Origin of the sequence: Microbacterium halophytorum (genome assembly GCF_002970975.1) — a bacterium.
Classification (GTDB): domain Bacteria; phylum Actinomycetota; class Actinomycetes; order Actinomycetales; family Microbacteriaceae; genus Microbacterium; species Microbacterium halophytorum.
Genome location: NZ_PNFA01000015.1, coordinates 77653 through 93546, shown reverse-complemented (window position 1 = coordinate 93546; position 15894 = coordinate 77653). Strand labels below are relative to the sequence as shown.

At 71.6% G+C, this 15894-nt stretch carries 15 protein-coding genes; 5 read left to right on the top strand and 10 right to left on the bottom strand.

Annotation, left to right across the window (positions count from 1 at the left end):
- Nucleotides 1-14: 14 nt before the first annotated feature.
- Genes C0010_RS13540 through C0010_RS13515 form a run of 6 tightly spaced genes read right to left on the bottom strand, consistent with a single transcriptional unit; the run spans nucleotide 15 to nucleotide 6666 of the window.
- Nucleotides 15-566 carry a CoA-binding protein gene (locus C0010_RS13540; RefSeq protein ID WP_105567622.1) on the bottom strand — a complete coding sequence of 184 codons (552 nt, stop codon included), beginning with the start codon at nucleotides 564-566 and terminating at the stop codon, nucleotides 15-17.
- The gene (locus C0010_RS13535; protein WP_105567621.1) at nucleotides 563-1897 is read right to left on the bottom strand and encodes an O-acetylhomoserine aminocarboxypropyltransferase/cysteine synthase family protein; all 1335 of its coding nucleotides are present in this window, start codon (nucleotides 1895-1897) and stop codon (nucleotides 563-565) included. The genes C0010_RS13540 and C0010_RS13535 overlap by 4 nt, the downstream gene beginning before the upstream one ends.
- Nucleotides 1894-3891 carry an acetate--CoA ligase gene (gene acs, locus C0010_RS13530; RefSeq protein WP_105567620.1) on the bottom strand — a complete coding sequence of 666 codons (1998 nt, stop codon included), beginning with the start codon at nucleotides 3889-3891 and terminating at the stop codon, nucleotides 1894-1896. Before acs ends, C0010_RS13535 begins: the two co-directional genes overlap by 4 nt.
- The gene (locus C0010_RS13525) at nucleotides 3891-4700 is read right to left on the bottom strand and encodes an ABC transporter permease (RefSeq protein ID WP_105567619.1); all 810 of its coding nucleotides are present in this window, start codon (nucleotides 4698-4700) and stop codon (nucleotides 3891-3893) included. The genes acs and C0010_RS13525 overlap by 1 nt, the downstream gene beginning before the upstream one ends.
- On the bottom strand, nucleotides 4697-5722 hold the full coding sequence (locus C0010_RS13520; RefSeq protein WP_105567618.1) for an aliphatic sulfonate ABC transporter substrate-binding protein: 1026 nt from the start codon (nucleotides 5720-5722) through the stop codon (nucleotides 4697-4699). The genes C0010_RS13525 and C0010_RS13520 overlap by 4 nt, the downstream gene beginning before the upstream one ends.
- The gene (locus C0010_RS13515; protein ID WP_105567617.1) at nucleotides 5719-6666 is read right to left on the bottom strand and encodes an ABC transporter ATP-binding protein; all 948 of its coding nucleotides are present in this window, start codon (nucleotides 6664-6666) and stop codon (nucleotides 5719-5721) included. Before C0010_RS13515 ends, C0010_RS13520 begins: the two co-directional genes overlap by 4 nt.
- A 152-nt stretch (nucleotides 6667-6818) precedes the next feature.
- Between C0010_RS13515 and C0010_RS13510 the strand changes: the two genes are divergently transcribed.
- Nucleotides 6819-7520, top strand: coding sequence for a FadR/GntR family transcriptional regulator (locus C0010_RS13510; protein WP_105567616.1), 702 nt, complete (start codon nucleotides 6819-6821; stop codon nucleotides 7518-7520).
- 15 nt (nucleotides 7521-7535) lie between these two features.
- Entirely contained in the window at nucleotides 7536-8798 is a 1263-nt protein-coding gene (locus C0010_RS13505; protein WP_105567615.1) for an alpha-hydroxy acid oxidase, read from the top strand.
- Between the two features lie 148 nt (nucleotides 8799-8946).
- Here C0010_RS13505 and C0010_RS13500 read toward each other — a convergent pair whose 3' ends face one another.
- Complete coding sequence (locus C0010_RS13500) at nucleotides 8947-9711, bottom strand: HAD-IIB family hydrolase (RefSeq protein WP_105567614.1); 765 nt, start codon at nucleotides 9709-9711, stop codon at nucleotides 8947-8949.
- A gap of 57 nt (nucleotides 9712-9768) precedes the next feature.
- On the opposite strand from C0010_RS13500, the gene C0010_RS15175 reads away from it, so the two are divergent.
- Nucleotides 9769-10347 carry an anthranilate synthase component II gene (locus C0010_RS15175; RefSeq protein ID WP_198410841.1) on the top strand — a complete coding sequence of 193 codons (579 nt, stop codon included), beginning with the start codon at nucleotides 9769-9771 and terminating at the stop codon, nucleotides 10345-10347.
- Nucleotides 10340-11824: an anthranilate synthase component I family protein gene (locus tag C0010_RS15170; RefSeq protein WP_232531964.1), complete on the top strand. Its 1485-nt coding sequence runs from the start codon at nucleotides 10340-10342 to the stop codon at nucleotides 11822-11824. The genes C0010_RS15175 and C0010_RS15170 overlap by 8 nt, the downstream gene beginning before the upstream one ends.
- Before the next feature lie 12 nt (nucleotides 11825-11836).
- On the opposite strand, the gene C0010_RS13490 is transcribed toward C0010_RS15170, so the two are convergent.
- The gene (locus C0010_RS13490; RefSeq protein WP_105567613.1) at nucleotides 11837-12439 is read right to left on the bottom strand and encodes a GTP pyrophosphokinase; all 603 of its coding nucleotides are present in this window, start codon (nucleotides 12437-12439) and stop codon (nucleotides 11837-11839) included.
- A 169-nt stretch (nucleotides 12440-12608) separates the two neighbouring features.
- Here C0010_RS13490 and C0010_RS13485 point away from each other — a divergent pair, with 169 nt between their 5' ends.
- Complete coding sequence (locus tag C0010_RS13485; protein ID WP_105567612.1) at nucleotides 12609-14216, top strand: inorganic phosphate transporter; 1608 nt, start codon at nucleotides 12609-12611, stop codon at nucleotides 14214-14216.
- 78 nt (nucleotides 14217-14294) lie between these two features.
- Here C0010_RS13485 and C0010_RS13480 read toward each other — a convergent pair whose 3' ends face one another.
- Nucleotides 14295-15224, bottom strand: a complete 930-nt coding sequence (locus tag C0010_RS13480; RefSeq protein ID WP_105567611.1) for a ketopantoate reductase family protein — start codon at nucleotides 15222-15224, stop codon at nucleotides 14295-14297.
- Nucleotides 15221-15811 carry a PadR family transcriptional regulator gene (locus C0010_RS13475; RefSeq protein WP_105567610.1) on the bottom strand — a complete coding sequence of 197 codons (591 nt, stop codon included), beginning with the start codon at nucleotides 15809-15811 and terminating at the stop codon, nucleotides 15221-15223. Before C0010_RS13475 ends, C0010_RS13480 begins: the two co-directional genes overlap by 4 nt.
- Nucleotides 15812-15894: the final 83 nt, after the last annotated feature.

The following is a 15894-nucleotide window of genomic DNA, read 5'->3' as shown; positions in this document are numbered from 1 at the left end:
CTCCATGTCAGGGGTCAGCGGGCGATGACCTGGCGCTTCGACGAGATCACGCCGGTGTCGAAGCCGGCGAGGTGCAGGCCGCCGTGGAAGCGCGCGTGCTCGATCTTCACGCAGCGGTCCATCACGACGTCGAGGCCGGCCGCCTCGGCGATCGCCGCCGCCTCCTCGTTCCACGATCCGAGCTGCAGCCACAGCGCCTTCGCGCCGACCGCGACGGCTTCGCGTGCGACGCCCGGCAGGTCGGCGTCCTTGCGGAACACGTCGACGATGTCGGGCACGACGGGCAGGTCGGCGAGCGAGGCGTACGCCTTCCGGCCGAGGATCTCGTCGGCGCGCGGATTGACGAAGTACACGTCGTACGGCGAGCTCGACAGCAGGTACGTGGCGACGAAGTAGCTCGCGCGCGCCGGGTTGTTCGACGCGCCGACGATCGCGATCGACTTCGCGCGCCGAAGGATGTCGAGGCGCGCACCGGCGCCGGGTCCCTGCCAGGTGCGGTCGGCGTGGGCGGGGTCGGTTCCGCCCGACGGCGCCGCCGGCGGCGTGAAGGCACATGCATCGGTCATCGTTCCACTCCCGTCGCGCTGGTGAGGGCCTGGTCGAGATCCCACACGATGTCCTCCGCGTCTTCGAGGCCGACGGAGATCCGGATGAGGTCGGCGGGCACGCCCGCCGCCGTCAGCTGCTCGGCCGTCAGCTGCTGGTGCGTCGTGGACCCGGGATGGATCACGAGCGTGCGCGCATCGCCGATGTTGGCGAGGTGGCTGGCCAGCTGCAGCGACTCGATCACGTTCTCGCCCGTCGAGCGAGCCGCCGCGAGCCGCGCGTCCTCGTCGGCGAACTCGCCCGTCGGCTTCACGCCGAAGGCGAAGACCGAGCCGGGCCCGAGGGGGAAGTACTTCTGCGCGCGCTGCTGGTGGGGGTGGCCGTCGAGGCCCGCCCAGGTCACGAACGATACGCGCGGATCGGACGCGAGCCATTCGGCGACGACGCGGGCGTTGGCGACGTGCCCGTCGATGCGCTGCGGGAGCGTCTCGATGCCCTGCAGCAGGTTGAACGCCGACTGCGGGCTGAGGGCGGGGCCGATGTCGCGCAGCTGCTCGCTGCGCAGTTTCGTGAGGAAGCCGTACTCGCCGAAGTTGTCCCACCAGCGGATGCCGCCGTACGACTCGACCGGCTCGGTCATGGTGGGGAACTTCCCGTTGCCCCAGTCGAACGTGCCTGCTTCGACGACCACGCCGCCGAGCGTCGTGCCGTGGCCGCCGAGGAACTTCGTCACCGAATGGATGACGATGTCGGCGCCGTGCTCGATCGGCCGTACGAGGTACGGCGTCGCGAGAGTCGCGTCGACGACGAACGGGATGCCAGCCTCGTGCGCGACGGCGGCGAGGCCCTCGAGATCGGCGATCTCGCCGCCGGGGTTCCCGATCACCTCGGTGTAGAGCACCTTGGTGTTGGCGCGGATGGCCTTGCGGAACTCCTCGGGGTCGTCGCTCGCGACGAACGTCGTGTCGACGCCGAAGCGGCGCAGCGTCACGTCGAGCTGAGTCACGGTGCCGCCGTACAGCTGAGCGGAGGCGACGACGTGGTCGCCCGCGCCCACGAGCGCCGCGAAGGTGATGAACTCGGCCGACATGCCGCTGGCCGTCGCGACCGCGCCGATGCCGCCCTCGAGCGACGCGATGCGCTCCTCGAGCGCCGCGACCGTCGGGTTGCCGATGCGCGAGTAGATGTTGCCGTACTTCTGCAGCGCGAACAGGTTCGCGGCGTCCTTGGCGTCGTCGAAGACGAACGACGTCGTCTGGTAGATCGGCACGGCGCGCGCGCCCGTCGCGGCGTCCGGCGTTCCGCCGGCGTGGAGAGCGCGGGTCCGGAACCCGAACTGGTGCTCGCTCATCTGGTCTCCTTCGTCTGGGCGAGGCGCACGGCATCGCGTACGCCGTCGACGGCCCATGGGTTCTGCAGGCTGGTCGTATCGCCGAGCGTATCGCCCTGCCACAGCTGCGCGAGCAGCCTCCGCAGGATCTTCCCCGACCGCGTCTTGGGCAGTTCGGGGACCCGGATGATGTGCTTCGGCTTCGCGATCGGGCCGATGTCGTGCGCGACCCTGGCGCGGAGCGCGGCGGGGTCGGCGGCGCCCGCGGAGCCGTCCGTCACGAACGCCGCGACAGCTTGGCCCATGAGCGCGTCGGCGACGCCGGCGACGCCCGCCTCGCCGACGGCGGGGTCGGCGACGAGCGAGGATTCGATCTCGATCGTCGAGAGCCGGTGCCCCGACACGTTCACGACGTCGTCGAGCCGACCGAGGATCCAGATGCAGCCGTCCTCGTCGATCGTCGCGCCGTCGCCGGCCACGTAGTAGCCGCCGTGCTCGCCGCGACCGGCGTATGCGGCCCAGTAAGAGTCGCGGTAGCGCTCGGGGTCGCCCCACACAGTCCTGGCCATGCCCGGCCACGGCCGCCGCGACACGAGCGTGCCGGAACGGCCGGGCGCAACCGGGCGCCCCTGCTCGTCGACGACGGCCATGTCGATCCCCGGCAGCGCGACCGTCGCGGAACCCGGCTTCAGCGTCGTTGCGCCCGGCAGGGGCGCGATCATGGCGGCGCCCGTCTCCGACTGCCACCAGGTGTCGACGACGGGAGCCTCGCCCCGCCCGAAGGCGTTCCGGAACCAGACCCAGGCCTCGGGGTTGATCGCCTCGCCGACGGTGCCCAGCAGCCGGATGCTCGACAGGTCGTGCCCATCGGGCAGCGCACCGCCGAACCACGTCATGAACGTCCGGATGAGCGTGGGCGCCGTGTAGTAGACGGTTACGCCGTAGCGCTCGATGATCTCGAGGTGCCGCTCGCGGTGCGGCGCATCCGGGGTGCCCTCGTAGATCACCTGGGTCAGGCCGTTCGACAGGGGGCCGTAGATCTCGTAGGTGTGCGCCGTGACCCACGCGAGGTCGGCGGTGCACCAGTGCACGTCATCCGGCTTGGCGTCGAAGTGGGCCCAGTGCGCCCAGCTCGTGTGCGTCAGGTAGCCGCCGGATGTGTGGACGAGGCCCTTCGGGCGGCCCGTCGTCCCCGAGGTGTAGATGATGAAGAGCGGATGCTCGGAATCGAACGCCTCTGGCGCGTGTTCGCTCGACTGGGCCTCGACGACGTCGTGCCACCACACGTCGCGGCCGTCGGTCCATGGCACGTCCTGACCAGTGCGGCGGACGACGAGGACGTGCTCGAGGTGCTCGAGACCCGCGGCGGCCTCGTCGGCGGCGGACTTCACCTCGACGGGCCTTCCTCGGCGGTTCTGGCCGTCGGTCGTGACGAGCAGCTTGGCGCCGGTGTCCTCGAGCCGGAAGCGCACGGCCTCGGCCGAGAAGCCCCCGAACACGAGGGAGTGCACGGCGCCGATGCGGGCGCAGGCGAGCGCGATCACCACGGTCTCGACGAGGACGGGCAGGTACACCACGACGCGGTCGCCGGGCCCGATGCCGAGCTCGGTCAGCCCGTTCGCGGCGCGGGCGACCCGGCGCTGCAGGTCGGCGTACGTCACGGCCTCGCGATCGCCCGGCTCCCCCTCGAAGAAGAGCGCGACCTTGCCGCCGCGGCCGGCCTCGACGTGCCGGTCGACGCAGTTGTAGGCGACGTTCAGCCGGCCGCCGACGAACCACTCGGCCTTCGGTACGGTGAGCCCGTCGGGCGTCTCGGTCGGCGGCTCCCACGTGTGGGGCGTGTGCCACGGCTCCGCCCAGGCGAGGCGCTCGGCGGCGCGCTCCCAGAACGCGACGGGGTCGGCCTCGGCCTCCGCGTACGCCGACTCCGTGACGTTCGCCTGCGCGGAGAACGCCGCCGGGGCGGGGAACGAACGGGTCTCGGCGAGGCGTGCCTCGGCATCCGGTTCCGACATCACATCCACCTCCGCAGGACGGCCTTCTCGACCAGCACCAGGATCCCGTTCGTGAGGGTGCCGAGCAGGGCGAGCAGGATGATCGCCAGGATGATCCGGTCGACGCGGCCGGACGTCTGCGAGTCGCTCAGCAGGAAGCCGAGGCCCATCGACGAGGCGATCAGCTCGGCCGCGACGAGGAACAGCCACGCCTGGGCGAGCGCGAGGCGCAGGCCGGAGACGACGGACGGGACGACCGCGGGCAGCTGCACCGTGCGGAACAGCGACCAGCGGCGCAGGCCGAACGTCCGGCCGGCTTCGACGAGCTGCGGGTCGACGTGGCGCAGTGCGTCGGCGACGGTCGTGTAGACGGGGAAGAACGCGCCGATCGCGATCAGGGTGACCTTCGATTCCTCGCCGACCGTCATCCACAGGATGAGGAGCGGGACCCAGGCGAGGGAGGGAACGGCGCGCAGCGCGACGAGGATCGGCGCGAGCAGCACGGCGCCGGCCCGGGAGAGGCCGACGACGGCGGAGAACGCCAGGGCGATGATCGCGCCGAAGACGAAGCCGAGGACGACGCGCTGCAGCGAGATCGCGATGTGCAGCCAGAGGTCGCCGCTCCGGATGAGCTCGCCGGCCGCGGCGGCGACGGAACCGGGGGAGGGCAGGCGGTACGGCGGCACGAGCCCCGTGACGGTGACGAACTGCCACGCCGCGAAGATGACTACGGGCACGACGAAGCCGCCCGCGATCCTCACCCACGTGCGCGACCAGAAGGGGGCGCGCTGCGCGGCGGCCCCCTTCTGCGCGGTCAGGACCTGCGTCATCCAACGGCCTTCGCGGCGAACTGGTCGTCGACGATCGTCGCGAGCGCCTCATCGAGGGCCTCCTGGCCGCCCTGGACGTCGCCGGAGTCGGCGATGATCGGCGAGATCGCCTCGAGCACGGCGAGCTGGTCGTCGCCGGGAACGCCCGAGACGCCGAGGTTCGAGCGCTCGTCGATCACCGTCTTCGCGACCTCGAGGTCGATCGATGCGGCGTCCGCGAGCAGCTGCGCCGTCTCGTCCGGGTTCTCGAGCGCCCAGACCCGCGCCTCTTCGTACGCGTCGACGACGACCTGCGCGAGGTCGGGGTGGTTCTCGATGAAGTCCTCCGTCGCGTTCAGGAAGCCGTAGGTGTTGAAATCGACGTTGCGGTAGATCAGCTCGTCGCCCGACTCGACCTCGGCGGCGGCCATGATCGGGTCGAGGCCCGCCCAGGCCTCGACCGAACCGCCGTCGAGCAGGGAGCGGCCGTCGGCGTGCTGCACGTTCTGCACCTCGACGTCGTCGAGCGTGAGGCCGCCCTCCTCGAGCGCCTGCAGGAGGAAGAAGTACGGGTCGGTGCCCTTCGTCGCCGCGATCGAGGTCCCCTCGAGGTCGGCGAGCTCGGTGATCTCGCTGTCGGGGCCGACCACGATCGCCGACCACTCCGGCTGGGAGTAGATGTCGATGACCTTGATGGGGGAGCCGTTCGCGCGGGCGAACAGGGCCGCCGAGCCGGCCGTCGAGCCGACGTCGACCGATCCGGAGCGCAGCAGCTCGTTGGCCTTGTTGCTGCCGGCCGACGGCAGCCATTCGACCGCGACGTCGTCGCCCAGCTCCTCCTCGAGGATGCCCTGCTCCTTGATGACGAGGCTCAGCGGGTTGTAGGTCGCCCAGTCGATCGCGAGCGTGTCCTTCGACCATTCGCCGCCGTCGCCCGAACCGCCGCTGTCGCCGCCCTCGCCCGCGAGGCATCCGGTGAGCATGAGCGCCATGGTCCCGGCGACGGCGGTCGCGGGGACGAGTCGGCGGGTGATGGTGCTCATGAGTTCTCCTTGGCGGTGATCGGGTGGTGGTGGTGGGAGACGCCCAGCCCGTCGAGCAGGCTGGTGCGCAGGTCGGTGAGGGCGCGCGAGCCGCGGTCGCGCGGCCGGGCGCCGGGAACGGTGACGACGCGGGCGATCGAGTCGCGGTTCTGCGGCGCCTCCGCGGCGGTCGCCGACGCGGTGCCGTGCGGGCCGGCGGAGCCGAGCGCCCCGATGCCGGACGTCGAGCCGAGGGCGACGACCCTCGCGCGAGGCCGGTCGCGCTCGGCGGGCGCGGCGTGCAGGTTGCGCAGCAGCAGGACGCGGTCGGCGAGGTAGAGGGCCTCCTCGACGTCGTGCGTGACGAGGAGGATCGTCGTCGGCTGTGCGCGATGGATGTCGAGGAGCAGGTCCTGCATCTTGAGCTTCGTCAGCGCGTCCAGCGCGCCGAACGGCTCGTCGAGCAGGAGGACGCGGGGGCTGCGGGCGAGGGCGCGGGCGAGGGAGGTGCGCTGCGCCATGCCGCCGGACACCTCGCGCGGGCGCTGGTCGGCGGCGTGGCTGAGGCCGACGATGTCGAGGAGTTCGGCGACGCGCTCGCGGGCCGCCGCGCGCTTCGTCCCGCGGGGGAGGCCGAGCGCGACGTTCTGCGCGATCGTGCGCCACGGCATCAGGCGCGGCTCCTGGAACGCGATGGCCGTCGAGTCGTCGTGCGCGCTGACCGCCTCGCCGTCGAGCCGGATGTCGCCGGCGGACGGCGAATCCAGGCCGCCGATGAGGCGCAGCAGGGTCGACTTGCCGCAGCCGGAGGGGCCGACGACCGCCACGATCTGGGCGGCGCCGAGCTCCAGGTCGATGCCGCGCAGCACGGTGCGCGGGCCCTCCTTGGTCGCGAACGTGCGCTCGACGCCGGCCAGGCGCACGCCGCCAGCGCGGGCGGCGGAGGGCACAGGTGTGTCGAGCATGGTTCCAGGATGCCGACGGCGGGTTGCGTCCGCGGAATCGGGTGTCACTCTGCGTCATATTCCGCGCGTCCGCGGCCCGGCGTTCGCGAGGCCGCCGCGGGTGCTAGTGTGGTCGGACCACAGTGGTCTGACCACAGGAGCGAGGGGGACGGATGGCCGAGACGCCGCGCGCCTGGCGCACCGTGCTCGACGCGCTGGAGGCCGACCTGTTCAGCGGGGAGCTCTCGCCGGGCGACCGGCTCCCCGGCGAGCGCGAGCTCGCGACCCGGATGGGCGTCGGCCGCTCCAGCGTGCGCGAGGCGCTGCGGGTCCTCGAGGCCATGGGCGTCGTCCGCACCGCCGTCGGCTCCGGCCCCTCATCCGGTGCGATGATCGTCGCCGCGCCCGCGGGCGGGCTCGGTGCGCTGCTGAGGCTGCAGGCCGCGACGCAAGCATTCGCGTTCGCCGACATCGTCAGGACCCGCCTCGTGCTCGAGGGCTCGGTCGTCGCCGAGCTCGCCCGCCGACGCGAGGCGGACCTCTCGCAGGCAGAGGACCTCCTGGCGGCGATGGGACGCGACGGCCTGACGCGCGAGGAGTTCCTCACCCTCGACCAGAGCTTCCACCACGCGCTCGCCGAGGCGTCGGGGAACGCCGTCATCGCGACCGTGATGGCGGGCCTGCGCACGGCGATCGATGCCTACGTCACGGCCGGTGCCCGCACGATCCGGGACTGGGAGCCGACGGCGGCGCGCCTGCGCGACGAGCATGCGGGCCTGCTCGAGGCCATCCGGAACCACGACCCCGACGGGGCTGCCCGCCTCGTCACCGACCACATCTCCGGCTACTACGCGCAGATGCGCGCGGCCGACTGACGACGAGAGGAAGCCATGGTCCAGCGACAGATCCCGAAACCCGCCGAGGTCTTCGAGTTCCTGAAGATCAAGATGCCCGAGTTCGGCAGGGACGCCCGGCTGAAGAAGGCGTTCTCGATCTACGACCTGCGCGACATCGCCAAGCGCCGCACGCCGGCCGCCGCCTTCGACTACACCGACGGCGCCGCCGACCAGGAGCTGTCGATGAAGCGCGCCCGCCAGGCGTTCGAGGACATCGAGTTCCACCCCGACATCCTCAAACCCGCGCCGAACGTCGACACGACGACCGAGATCCTCGGGGGCACGTCGTCGCTGCCGTTCGGCATCGCGCCGACGGGCTTCACGCGCCTGATGCAGACCGAGGGCGAGACGGCGGGCGCGGGCGCCGCCGGCGCCGCCGGCATCCCGTTCACGCTCTCGACGCTCGGCACGACGTCGATCGAGGACGTCAGGAAGGCGAACCCGAACGGCCGCAACTGGTTCCAGCTCTACGTGATGCGCGAGCGCGAGATCTCGTACGGGCTCGTGAAGCGCGCCGCCGAGGCGGGCTTCGACACGCTGCAGTTCACGGTCGACACCCCGATCGCCGGCAACCGCATGCGCGACGGGCGCAACGGCTTCTCGATCCCGCCGCAGCTGTCGCTCGGCACGATCGCCAACGCGCTGCCGCGGCCCTGGTGGTGGATCGACTTCCTCACGACGCCGAAGCTCGAGTTCGCCTCGCTGTCGACGACAGGGGGAACGGTCGGCGACCTGCTCAACGCGGCGATGGACCCGACGATCAGCTACGACGACCTCGAGGTCATCCGGGAGATGTGGCCGGGCAAGATCGTCGTCAAGGGCGTGCAGAACGTTCCGGATGCCGTGAAACTGATCGACAGGGGCGTCGACGGCATCATCCTCTCGAACCACGGCGGGCGCCAGCTCGACCGCGCGCCGATCCCGTTCCGCCTGCTTCCGCAGGTCGTCAAGGAGGTCGGCGGGGACGCGACCGTGATGGTCGACACCGGCATCATGAGCGGCCAGGACATCGTGGCGGCGATGGCGCTCGGCGCGAAGTTCACGCTGATCGGCCGCGCGTACCTCTACGGTCTGATGGCCGGCGGCCGCGAGGGCGTCGACCGCACGATCGAGATCCTCGCGAGCGAGGTGCGCCGCACCATGGCGCTGCTCGGGGTCTCGAGCATCGAGGAGCTGGAGCCGCGCCACGTGACGCAGCTCACCCGCCTGGCTCCGGTGGGCGCGCCGGTCGAGTCGGCGGCCCCGTCCGCCGGCTGACGCCTCGGCCCGAGGCGGTCGCCCCTCCGCGCGCACAACGCAGGATATTCTTCGGGCCCGGGGCGCGACATGCCGGGTTCGGCCCGTCGCGGCGGGCGATCTCCTGCGTTGTGCTCGGCCTGCCGCGTGGTCGGGGTGCCGCCCTGGCTCAGGCGCGCTCCGGGAGGCGCTCGAGCAGTGCGTCGAGGCTGTCTGCCGTGTCCTCCCAGCCCGTGACCTCGACGCACGCGACGCCCAGGTCGAGCACGGGGCGGTCGTTGCCGTCGGGGTCGAGGCGATCGCCGTAGAACAGCATGTCGTCGAGCCGGATGCCCGTCTGCTCGGCGAGGCGGCGCATGCCGTAGGCCTTGTCGATGCCGCGGCGGGTGATGTCGACCGAGGTCGAGCCGCCCGAGCGGACCTCGAGGTCGGGCAGCCGCCCGGCGACGGCCTCCCGCAGGGCCGACTTCTTCGCGCCGTCCGGGTCCCACGCCCGCTTGGCGTCGACGGGCGCGCTCTGGCCGAGCGCCGAGAACGTCACCTGCGAGCCGCGGTCCTCCACGATGTCGCCCCAGGTGCGCTCCTCCCATACGCCGAGGCGGCGCGCCTCCTCCTCGAGCGCCGCCGCCGCGCGGTCGCGCTCGTCGGCCGTGAGGTCGTGGGCGTACACGGGCGAGAAGCGCTCACCGTCGAAGCGGTCGTAGCGGGTGCCGCAGGTGGGCAGTAGGTGGAGATGGGCCAGAGCGCCGGGGGCGTCCGGCAGCCGGTCCACGAGCTGCGCGCGGAACTGCTCGATGTTGCCCCCCGAGATCACCGCGACCTCGACCCGGCGCGCGAGCCGGATGAGCAGGTCTCCGATGCGGGCGTCGATCGGGCTCTTCGACGGCGCGAGCGTGTCGTCGAGGTCGAAGGCGACGAGGAGGGGCGTGGTCACCCGAGAAATCCTATGCGGCGGCGGATGAGCGCGCGGCGCATGCCGGAGAATGGGGGGATGGCCCCACCGTCGCGCGTGCTGCTCGTGGATCACCACGACTCCTACACGGCGAACATCGCTCAGCTGGTGTGGGAGGTGACGGGCCGCGAGCCTCGACTCGTGCAGAGCGACGCCGTCGGCGCGGGCGACCTGGAGCGAGCGACGCACATCGTGCTCGGGCCGGGCCCCGGATCCCCGCATCACGACGCGGACGTCGGTCACACGCTCGAGGTGCTGCGCCGCGCGAGCGTACCGGTCTTCGGCGTGTGCTTCGGGTTCCAGGCGATGGCGGTTGCCCTCGGCGGCAGCGTCGTGCGCGCCCCGCGCCCCGCGCACGGCCTCGTCGACGTGATCGACCACGACGGGACGGGCATGTTCGCCGGAGTGCCGAACGGCTTCGACGCCGTGCGCTACCACTCGCTCGTCGTTGCCGAACCGGCGCCGCTGCGCGTCACGGCGCGCTCCCGCGACGGGCTGCCGATGGCGGGCGAGCACCGCGAGCGCCGCTGGTCGGGCGTGCAATTCCATCCGGAGTCGATCGGGAGCGCACACGGCGCGCGGCTGATCGCGAACTTCCTGAGGAGCGGCGATGAGTGAGATCGGCGGGCGGTCGCGCGACGCGGGCGCGCCCGGCGTCGCGCGCGGTGGTGTCAGGCCGGACAGCGGGGCACCAATGCACGGGCCGTCGCCCGACGACACGACGCGGGAGACGTGGGTGTCGCTGACCCGCCGCGTCGCGGGGGCTGCCGCAGACCCCGCAGCGCTGTTCGCGAGCCTGTACGGCGACCGACCGATCGCGGTGTGGCTCGACAGTGCGCGGTCGGCCTACGGCATGGGCCGCTGGTCGATCATGGGGGCGCCAGAGACCGACCGCGACGACGTGCTCGAGGCCGGCGACGCGGTCTGGGAGGTGCTCACCGAGCGGATCGCCGCGCACCCGGTCGATCCGATCGGGGAGCTGCCGTTCGCCGGTGGGTACGTCGGATGCATCGGCTACGACGCCAAGGCGATCGGCCGCGTCGGGCCGAGCGACGGGCCCCCGGCCCAGCTCGTGCACCTCAGTCGTTTCGTCGTGCTCGACCACGAGACGGGCGACGCGATCGCCGTCGCGGTGGGGCCGGAGCGCGAGCTCCCGGATGCCCGTGCCTGGGTCGAGGACGTCGCGCGGCGCGTCGCGGAGCCGGTGCGCCGACCGGTCGGCGCACCGCCGGGCACCGCGCGGGCCGTGCCCGTGGTCGCGCGCACCTCGGTCTCGCGCGAGCGATACCTCGCCGACCTCGCCGAGGTGCGCCGCTGGCTGTACGACGGCGACTCGTACGAGGCCTGTTACACCTACAACCTGCGCCTGCCCTTCACAGGCGACGGGCTCGCCGCCTACCTCCGGCTGCGCTCGTCGAACCCCGCGCCGAACGCCGCGTTCCTGCGGCTGCCGGGGCGCGAGGTGCTGTCATGCTCGCCCGAGCGGTACCTGCGCGTGGGCCCCGATGGGCTCGCCGAGACGAAGCCGATCAAGGGCACGGCCCGTCGCGAATCCGACCCCGCGGACGACGCGCTCGCGGCGGAGCGACTCGCGGCCGACCCGAAGACGCGCGCAGAGAACCTGATGATCGTCGACCTGATGCGCAACGACCTCGTGCCCGTGAGCGAGCCCGGATCCGTCGAGGTGCCCCGGCTGATGGCGGTCGAGTCGTACGAGACGGTGCACCAGCTCGTGACGACGATCAGCTCGCGGCTCCGCCCCCGCGAGGCCGCGGGTGTGCGCGCCGCCCGAGCGCTGTTCCCGCCCGGTTCCATGACGGGGGCGCCCAAACAGCGCACGGTCGAGCTGCTCGACGGGCTCGAGGCCGAGCCCCGCGGCGTGTACTCCGGTGTGCTCGGGCTGTTCTCCCGCGATGGGGCCGTCGACCTCTCGGTGGTCATCCGGACGGCCGTGGTCGAGGCCGGCGCGGTGACGATCGGCACCGGGGGAGCGATCACCTTCGACAGCGACCCGGAGGCCGAATTGCGCGAGACGGTCGCGAAATCCGGCCCGATCGTTCGCGCCTTCGGCGCCGCGCACCCGTTCGAGGCGTGACGCGGGCCCGCGTCAGCGTTCCTCCATCTCGCGCCGGATGTCGTCGAGGTTGCGGTCGGCCTGCTCGAGCAGCGCCGCCGTGAGCGCGAAGCGGCGGTTGATCTCAGGATCGGGGGCGCCCGACTGGGGCTTGTAGCGGAAATCGTGCTCGACCTCGGCCCACACGTGCTCGAGCATCGTGCGGATCTGGATCTCGACGGGCAGGCCGGCGGGGAACTCCGAGAACGGCTCGGCGCCGCGCGTGAGGCCGACGAACTGCACGCTGCGGTAACCGAAGCTCTCGTCGCCGAGCAGGTTGCCCTTGTCGATGTACGACTCCTCGACGACCTCGAACAGGCGCCGGGTCATGCGCTCGACCTGCGTGAGATCGCTGCGGAAGAACGCCATGATGCGGAGGCCGAGCGTGTCGTGCACGGGCTTGGCGGGGTCGCGCCTGACCTTCTGCTCGAAGGAACCGCGCCGCTTCACGCGGGCCTCGACACGGAAGTCGAGCACGCCCCACTGCTTCAGCTGCTGCGGCAGTTCGTTCTCGAGCGCGTCGCGGAGCGCACGGTACTCGAGGAGCGAGCGGTCGTAACCGCGCAGCGCCTCCTTGACCAGCTCCTCGTCGTCCATGTCCACAGCCTACGGGCGGCAGGCGACATCCGGCCGCAGGCCCGCGGGCGGCCCCTACGAGAACAGCTTCAGCGCGTTCACGCGGCGTTCATCCGGTCGCCTCCGGTCGGTCGGCCGCGCATGCCTATCCTGCGCGTGTTGTTCCCGACCATCGCGGAAGGACCGCACCATGACCGCTCAATCCCCGACCCCGCTCGTCGGCTCCGAGAGCCGCACCGAGGGAAGCGACCGCTGGTGGCACCTCGGTTTCGGCCTGCTCCTCGCGGTGGCGTTCATCACCTTCACCCTCTGGTCGTTCGGCTGGGTGCCCGACAGCACCAACCGGCTCATCCTGTTCACGGCGATCGTCTTCGGCCTGTTCATGGCCTTCAACATCGGCGGGAACGACGTGGCGAACTCGTTCGGCACGAGCGTCGGGGCCGGGACCCTGACGATGAAGCAGGCGCTCGTCGTCGCGGCGGTCTTCGAAGTATCCGGTGCCGTCCTGGCGGGCGGCGAGGTGACCGACACGGTGCGCAGCGGCATCGTCGACCTCGACGTCGTCGCCGGCGACCCGATGGACTTCGTCTACATCATGATGGCCGCGCTGCTCGGCGCCGCCGTCTGGCTGCTGATCGCGACCCGGATGGGATGGCCGGTCTCGACGACGCACTCGATCATCGGCGGCATCGTCGGGGCTGCAGTGACGATGGGGTTCGCAACGGGCACGGGCGGCTGGAGCATGGTGCAATGGGGCGAGATCGGCCAGATCGCCGTCTCGTGGGTCCTGTCGCCTCTCCTCGGCGGCACGGTCGCGTTCCTGCTCTACGGCGCCATCAAGCGCTACATCCTGGTGTACAACGAGCGCGCTGACGAGGCCATCCGCGACATCAAGCGCGAGCGCGCCGAGCACCGCACCCGCCACAAGGAGGGCTTCGAGCGGCTCGGCGAGATCCAGCAGATCGCCTACAACAATGCGATGGCTCAGGACGCCGCGGTGTTCCGCCAGCCGGACTACGACCGTGCCGAGCTCGAGACCGAGTACTACCGCGAACTCGCCGACATCGACGATCGCGCCGCTCGGCTCGATTCGCACCGTGCGCTCGAGACCTGGGTGCCGCTGCTCGCGGCGGGCGGCGCCATCATCATCTCCTCGATGATGCTCTTCAAGGGGCTCAAGAACCTCCACCTGAACATCGACTCGGTCGGCAACTTCCTGATCATGGGCATGATCGGGGCGGCGGTCTGGATGGCCGTGTACATCTTCACGAAGACGCTGCGTAAGCAGGCGCTGTCGAAGGCCACGTACCTGCTGTTCGCGTGGATGCAGGTGTTCACGGCGAGCGCCTTCGCGTTCAGCCACGGCTCGAACGACATCGCGAACGCCGTCGGGCCGTTCGCCGCCGTGCTCGACACGCTGCAGTCGGGCCGGGTCGGCGCCGAGGCGGCCGTGCCGACTGCGGTCATGGTCGCGTTCGGCGTCGCGATGCTCGCAGGCCTCTGGTTCATCGGGCGCAAGGTCATCACGACGGTCGGGAAGAACCTCACCGAGATCCACCCGGCCAGCGGTTTCGCGGCGGAGCTCGCGGCGGCCAGTGTCGTGATGCTCGCCTCGGTCATGGGCCTGCCCGTCTCGAGCACGCACATCCTGATCGGTGCCGTGCTCGGCGTCGGGCTCGTGAACCGGGCGGCCAACTGGAAGCTGATGCGCCCCATCGGGCTCGCCTGGGTGATCACCCTGCCCGCGGCAGCGGGGATCGGCGCCCTCGGCTATCTCGGCCTGAGCCTCGTGTTCTGAGACCCCGCCCGAGCGCAGCTCCGGATGCCGCAGCGCGACATCCGGAGCTCTCGCGCGCCTCGTCGACCTCCCCGTGCGTCAGGCGGCGCCGACGATCCGCTCGCGGGCCCTGATGCCGTTCAGCAGCAGATCGTTGACGGGCGTCGGGATGCCGTGCTCCCGGCCGAGGCGCGCGACCTCGCCGCTGAAGATGTCGATCTCGGTGGGCCGGGCCGCCCGCATGTCCTGCAGCATCGATGTCCGACCCGCGGGGGCCAGACCGTCGACGGTGCGCTGCCACTCGTTCATATCGGCTTCCGTCAGGGCGACGCCGCGCGCGTTCGCGACGAGGAGCAGCTCCCGCTGGGCGGCGCGCATCACCTCGCGCGCCGGGGAATCGGCGCCCTGGTAGGCGCCGTACTCGGCGTCGAGGAGGGCCGAGCTCGGATTGATGCCGACGTTGCCCATGAACTTCCACCACAGAACGCGCTCCATGTCAGCGGGCACCTCGTGCGGCACTCCCGCCCGTGCGAGGAGCTCGTCCGTGCTCGACACGACGGCGTCCGCCGGTTCGTTCCGCTCGCGGCCGAATGCGATCCTGCCGAAGTTCTCGTAGGAGACGACGCTTCCGCTGCGCTCCACGTCGCTGCCCGCCGTCATCGACAGCAGAACCTCGGCTTCGGGGAAGGCCTCGGCGAGGATCGGCTCGCTGTGGATGCCGTTGATCAGGCTCAGGATGACGGTGCCTGCGCCGGCGAAGGGGCGCGCGAGATCGATCGCGGGGGAGAGGCCGCTGGCCTTCGTTGCGATGACGAGCAGTTCGACGGGGCCGGAGGAAGCGTCGGGGCGCTCGATCCGGGGCCGGAACGGGGCGCCGTTGATCGTGACGCCCTCCGCCGCGAGGCGATCGGCGCGGTCGCCGTCGGCGATCGCGAAGACGTCGGCGGACTCGGCAAGGCCCGTGGCGATGCGCTCGGAGTAGATCGCGCCGAGCGCGCCGAGGCCGATGAAGGCGATGCGGGCGGTCATGCGTCTCGTCCCTGCAACCGCTCGAGCATCGTCAGGCCCCGCTGCGCCCACGCGATCTCGGTGCGGGCGCGCTCGATCAGGTTCTCGTAGCCGAGGCGCTTGAACGCGACGACGCGGTCCTTGTCGTCTTCGGGAGTGATCTCGAGGCGTCGCATGAGCGCGGGGTTCGAGCGGCCCTCGATGCGGGTGAGCTCGTCCTCCCACTGGTCGAGCTCGCCCCGCCAGTGCGCGATGTGCTCCTCGAGGAAGGTGCGTGCCGCCTCGGGCGTCGCAGCCTCGAGGTAGGCGGCCTTGAGCGACGCCGGCTCGCGCACGCGGGCGTACGAGAGCGGGCCGTTCATCCACGCGAGGTAGTCGGATTCGCCCGCGTCCGTCACGTGGTAGACCCGCCGGGTGCCGCGGGTACCGCGGACCTGGTCCTCGCCCTCGATGAGGCCGGCGTCCTGCATCTTGCGCAGCTCGGGGTAGATCTGGCTGTCGGGCGCGTGCCACAGGTGGCCGACGGACGTGTCGAACTGCAGCTTCAGGTCGTAGCCCGACATGGGGCCGACCCTGAGCAGGGCGAGCAGGGCGTATCGCAGACTCATGAAGTCGATCCTCTCGCGGATGCGCGGAACCGGCGGGCGCGGCGCGGGGCTCGGGCGATCCGAAGACCGAACCCGAGCCCCGG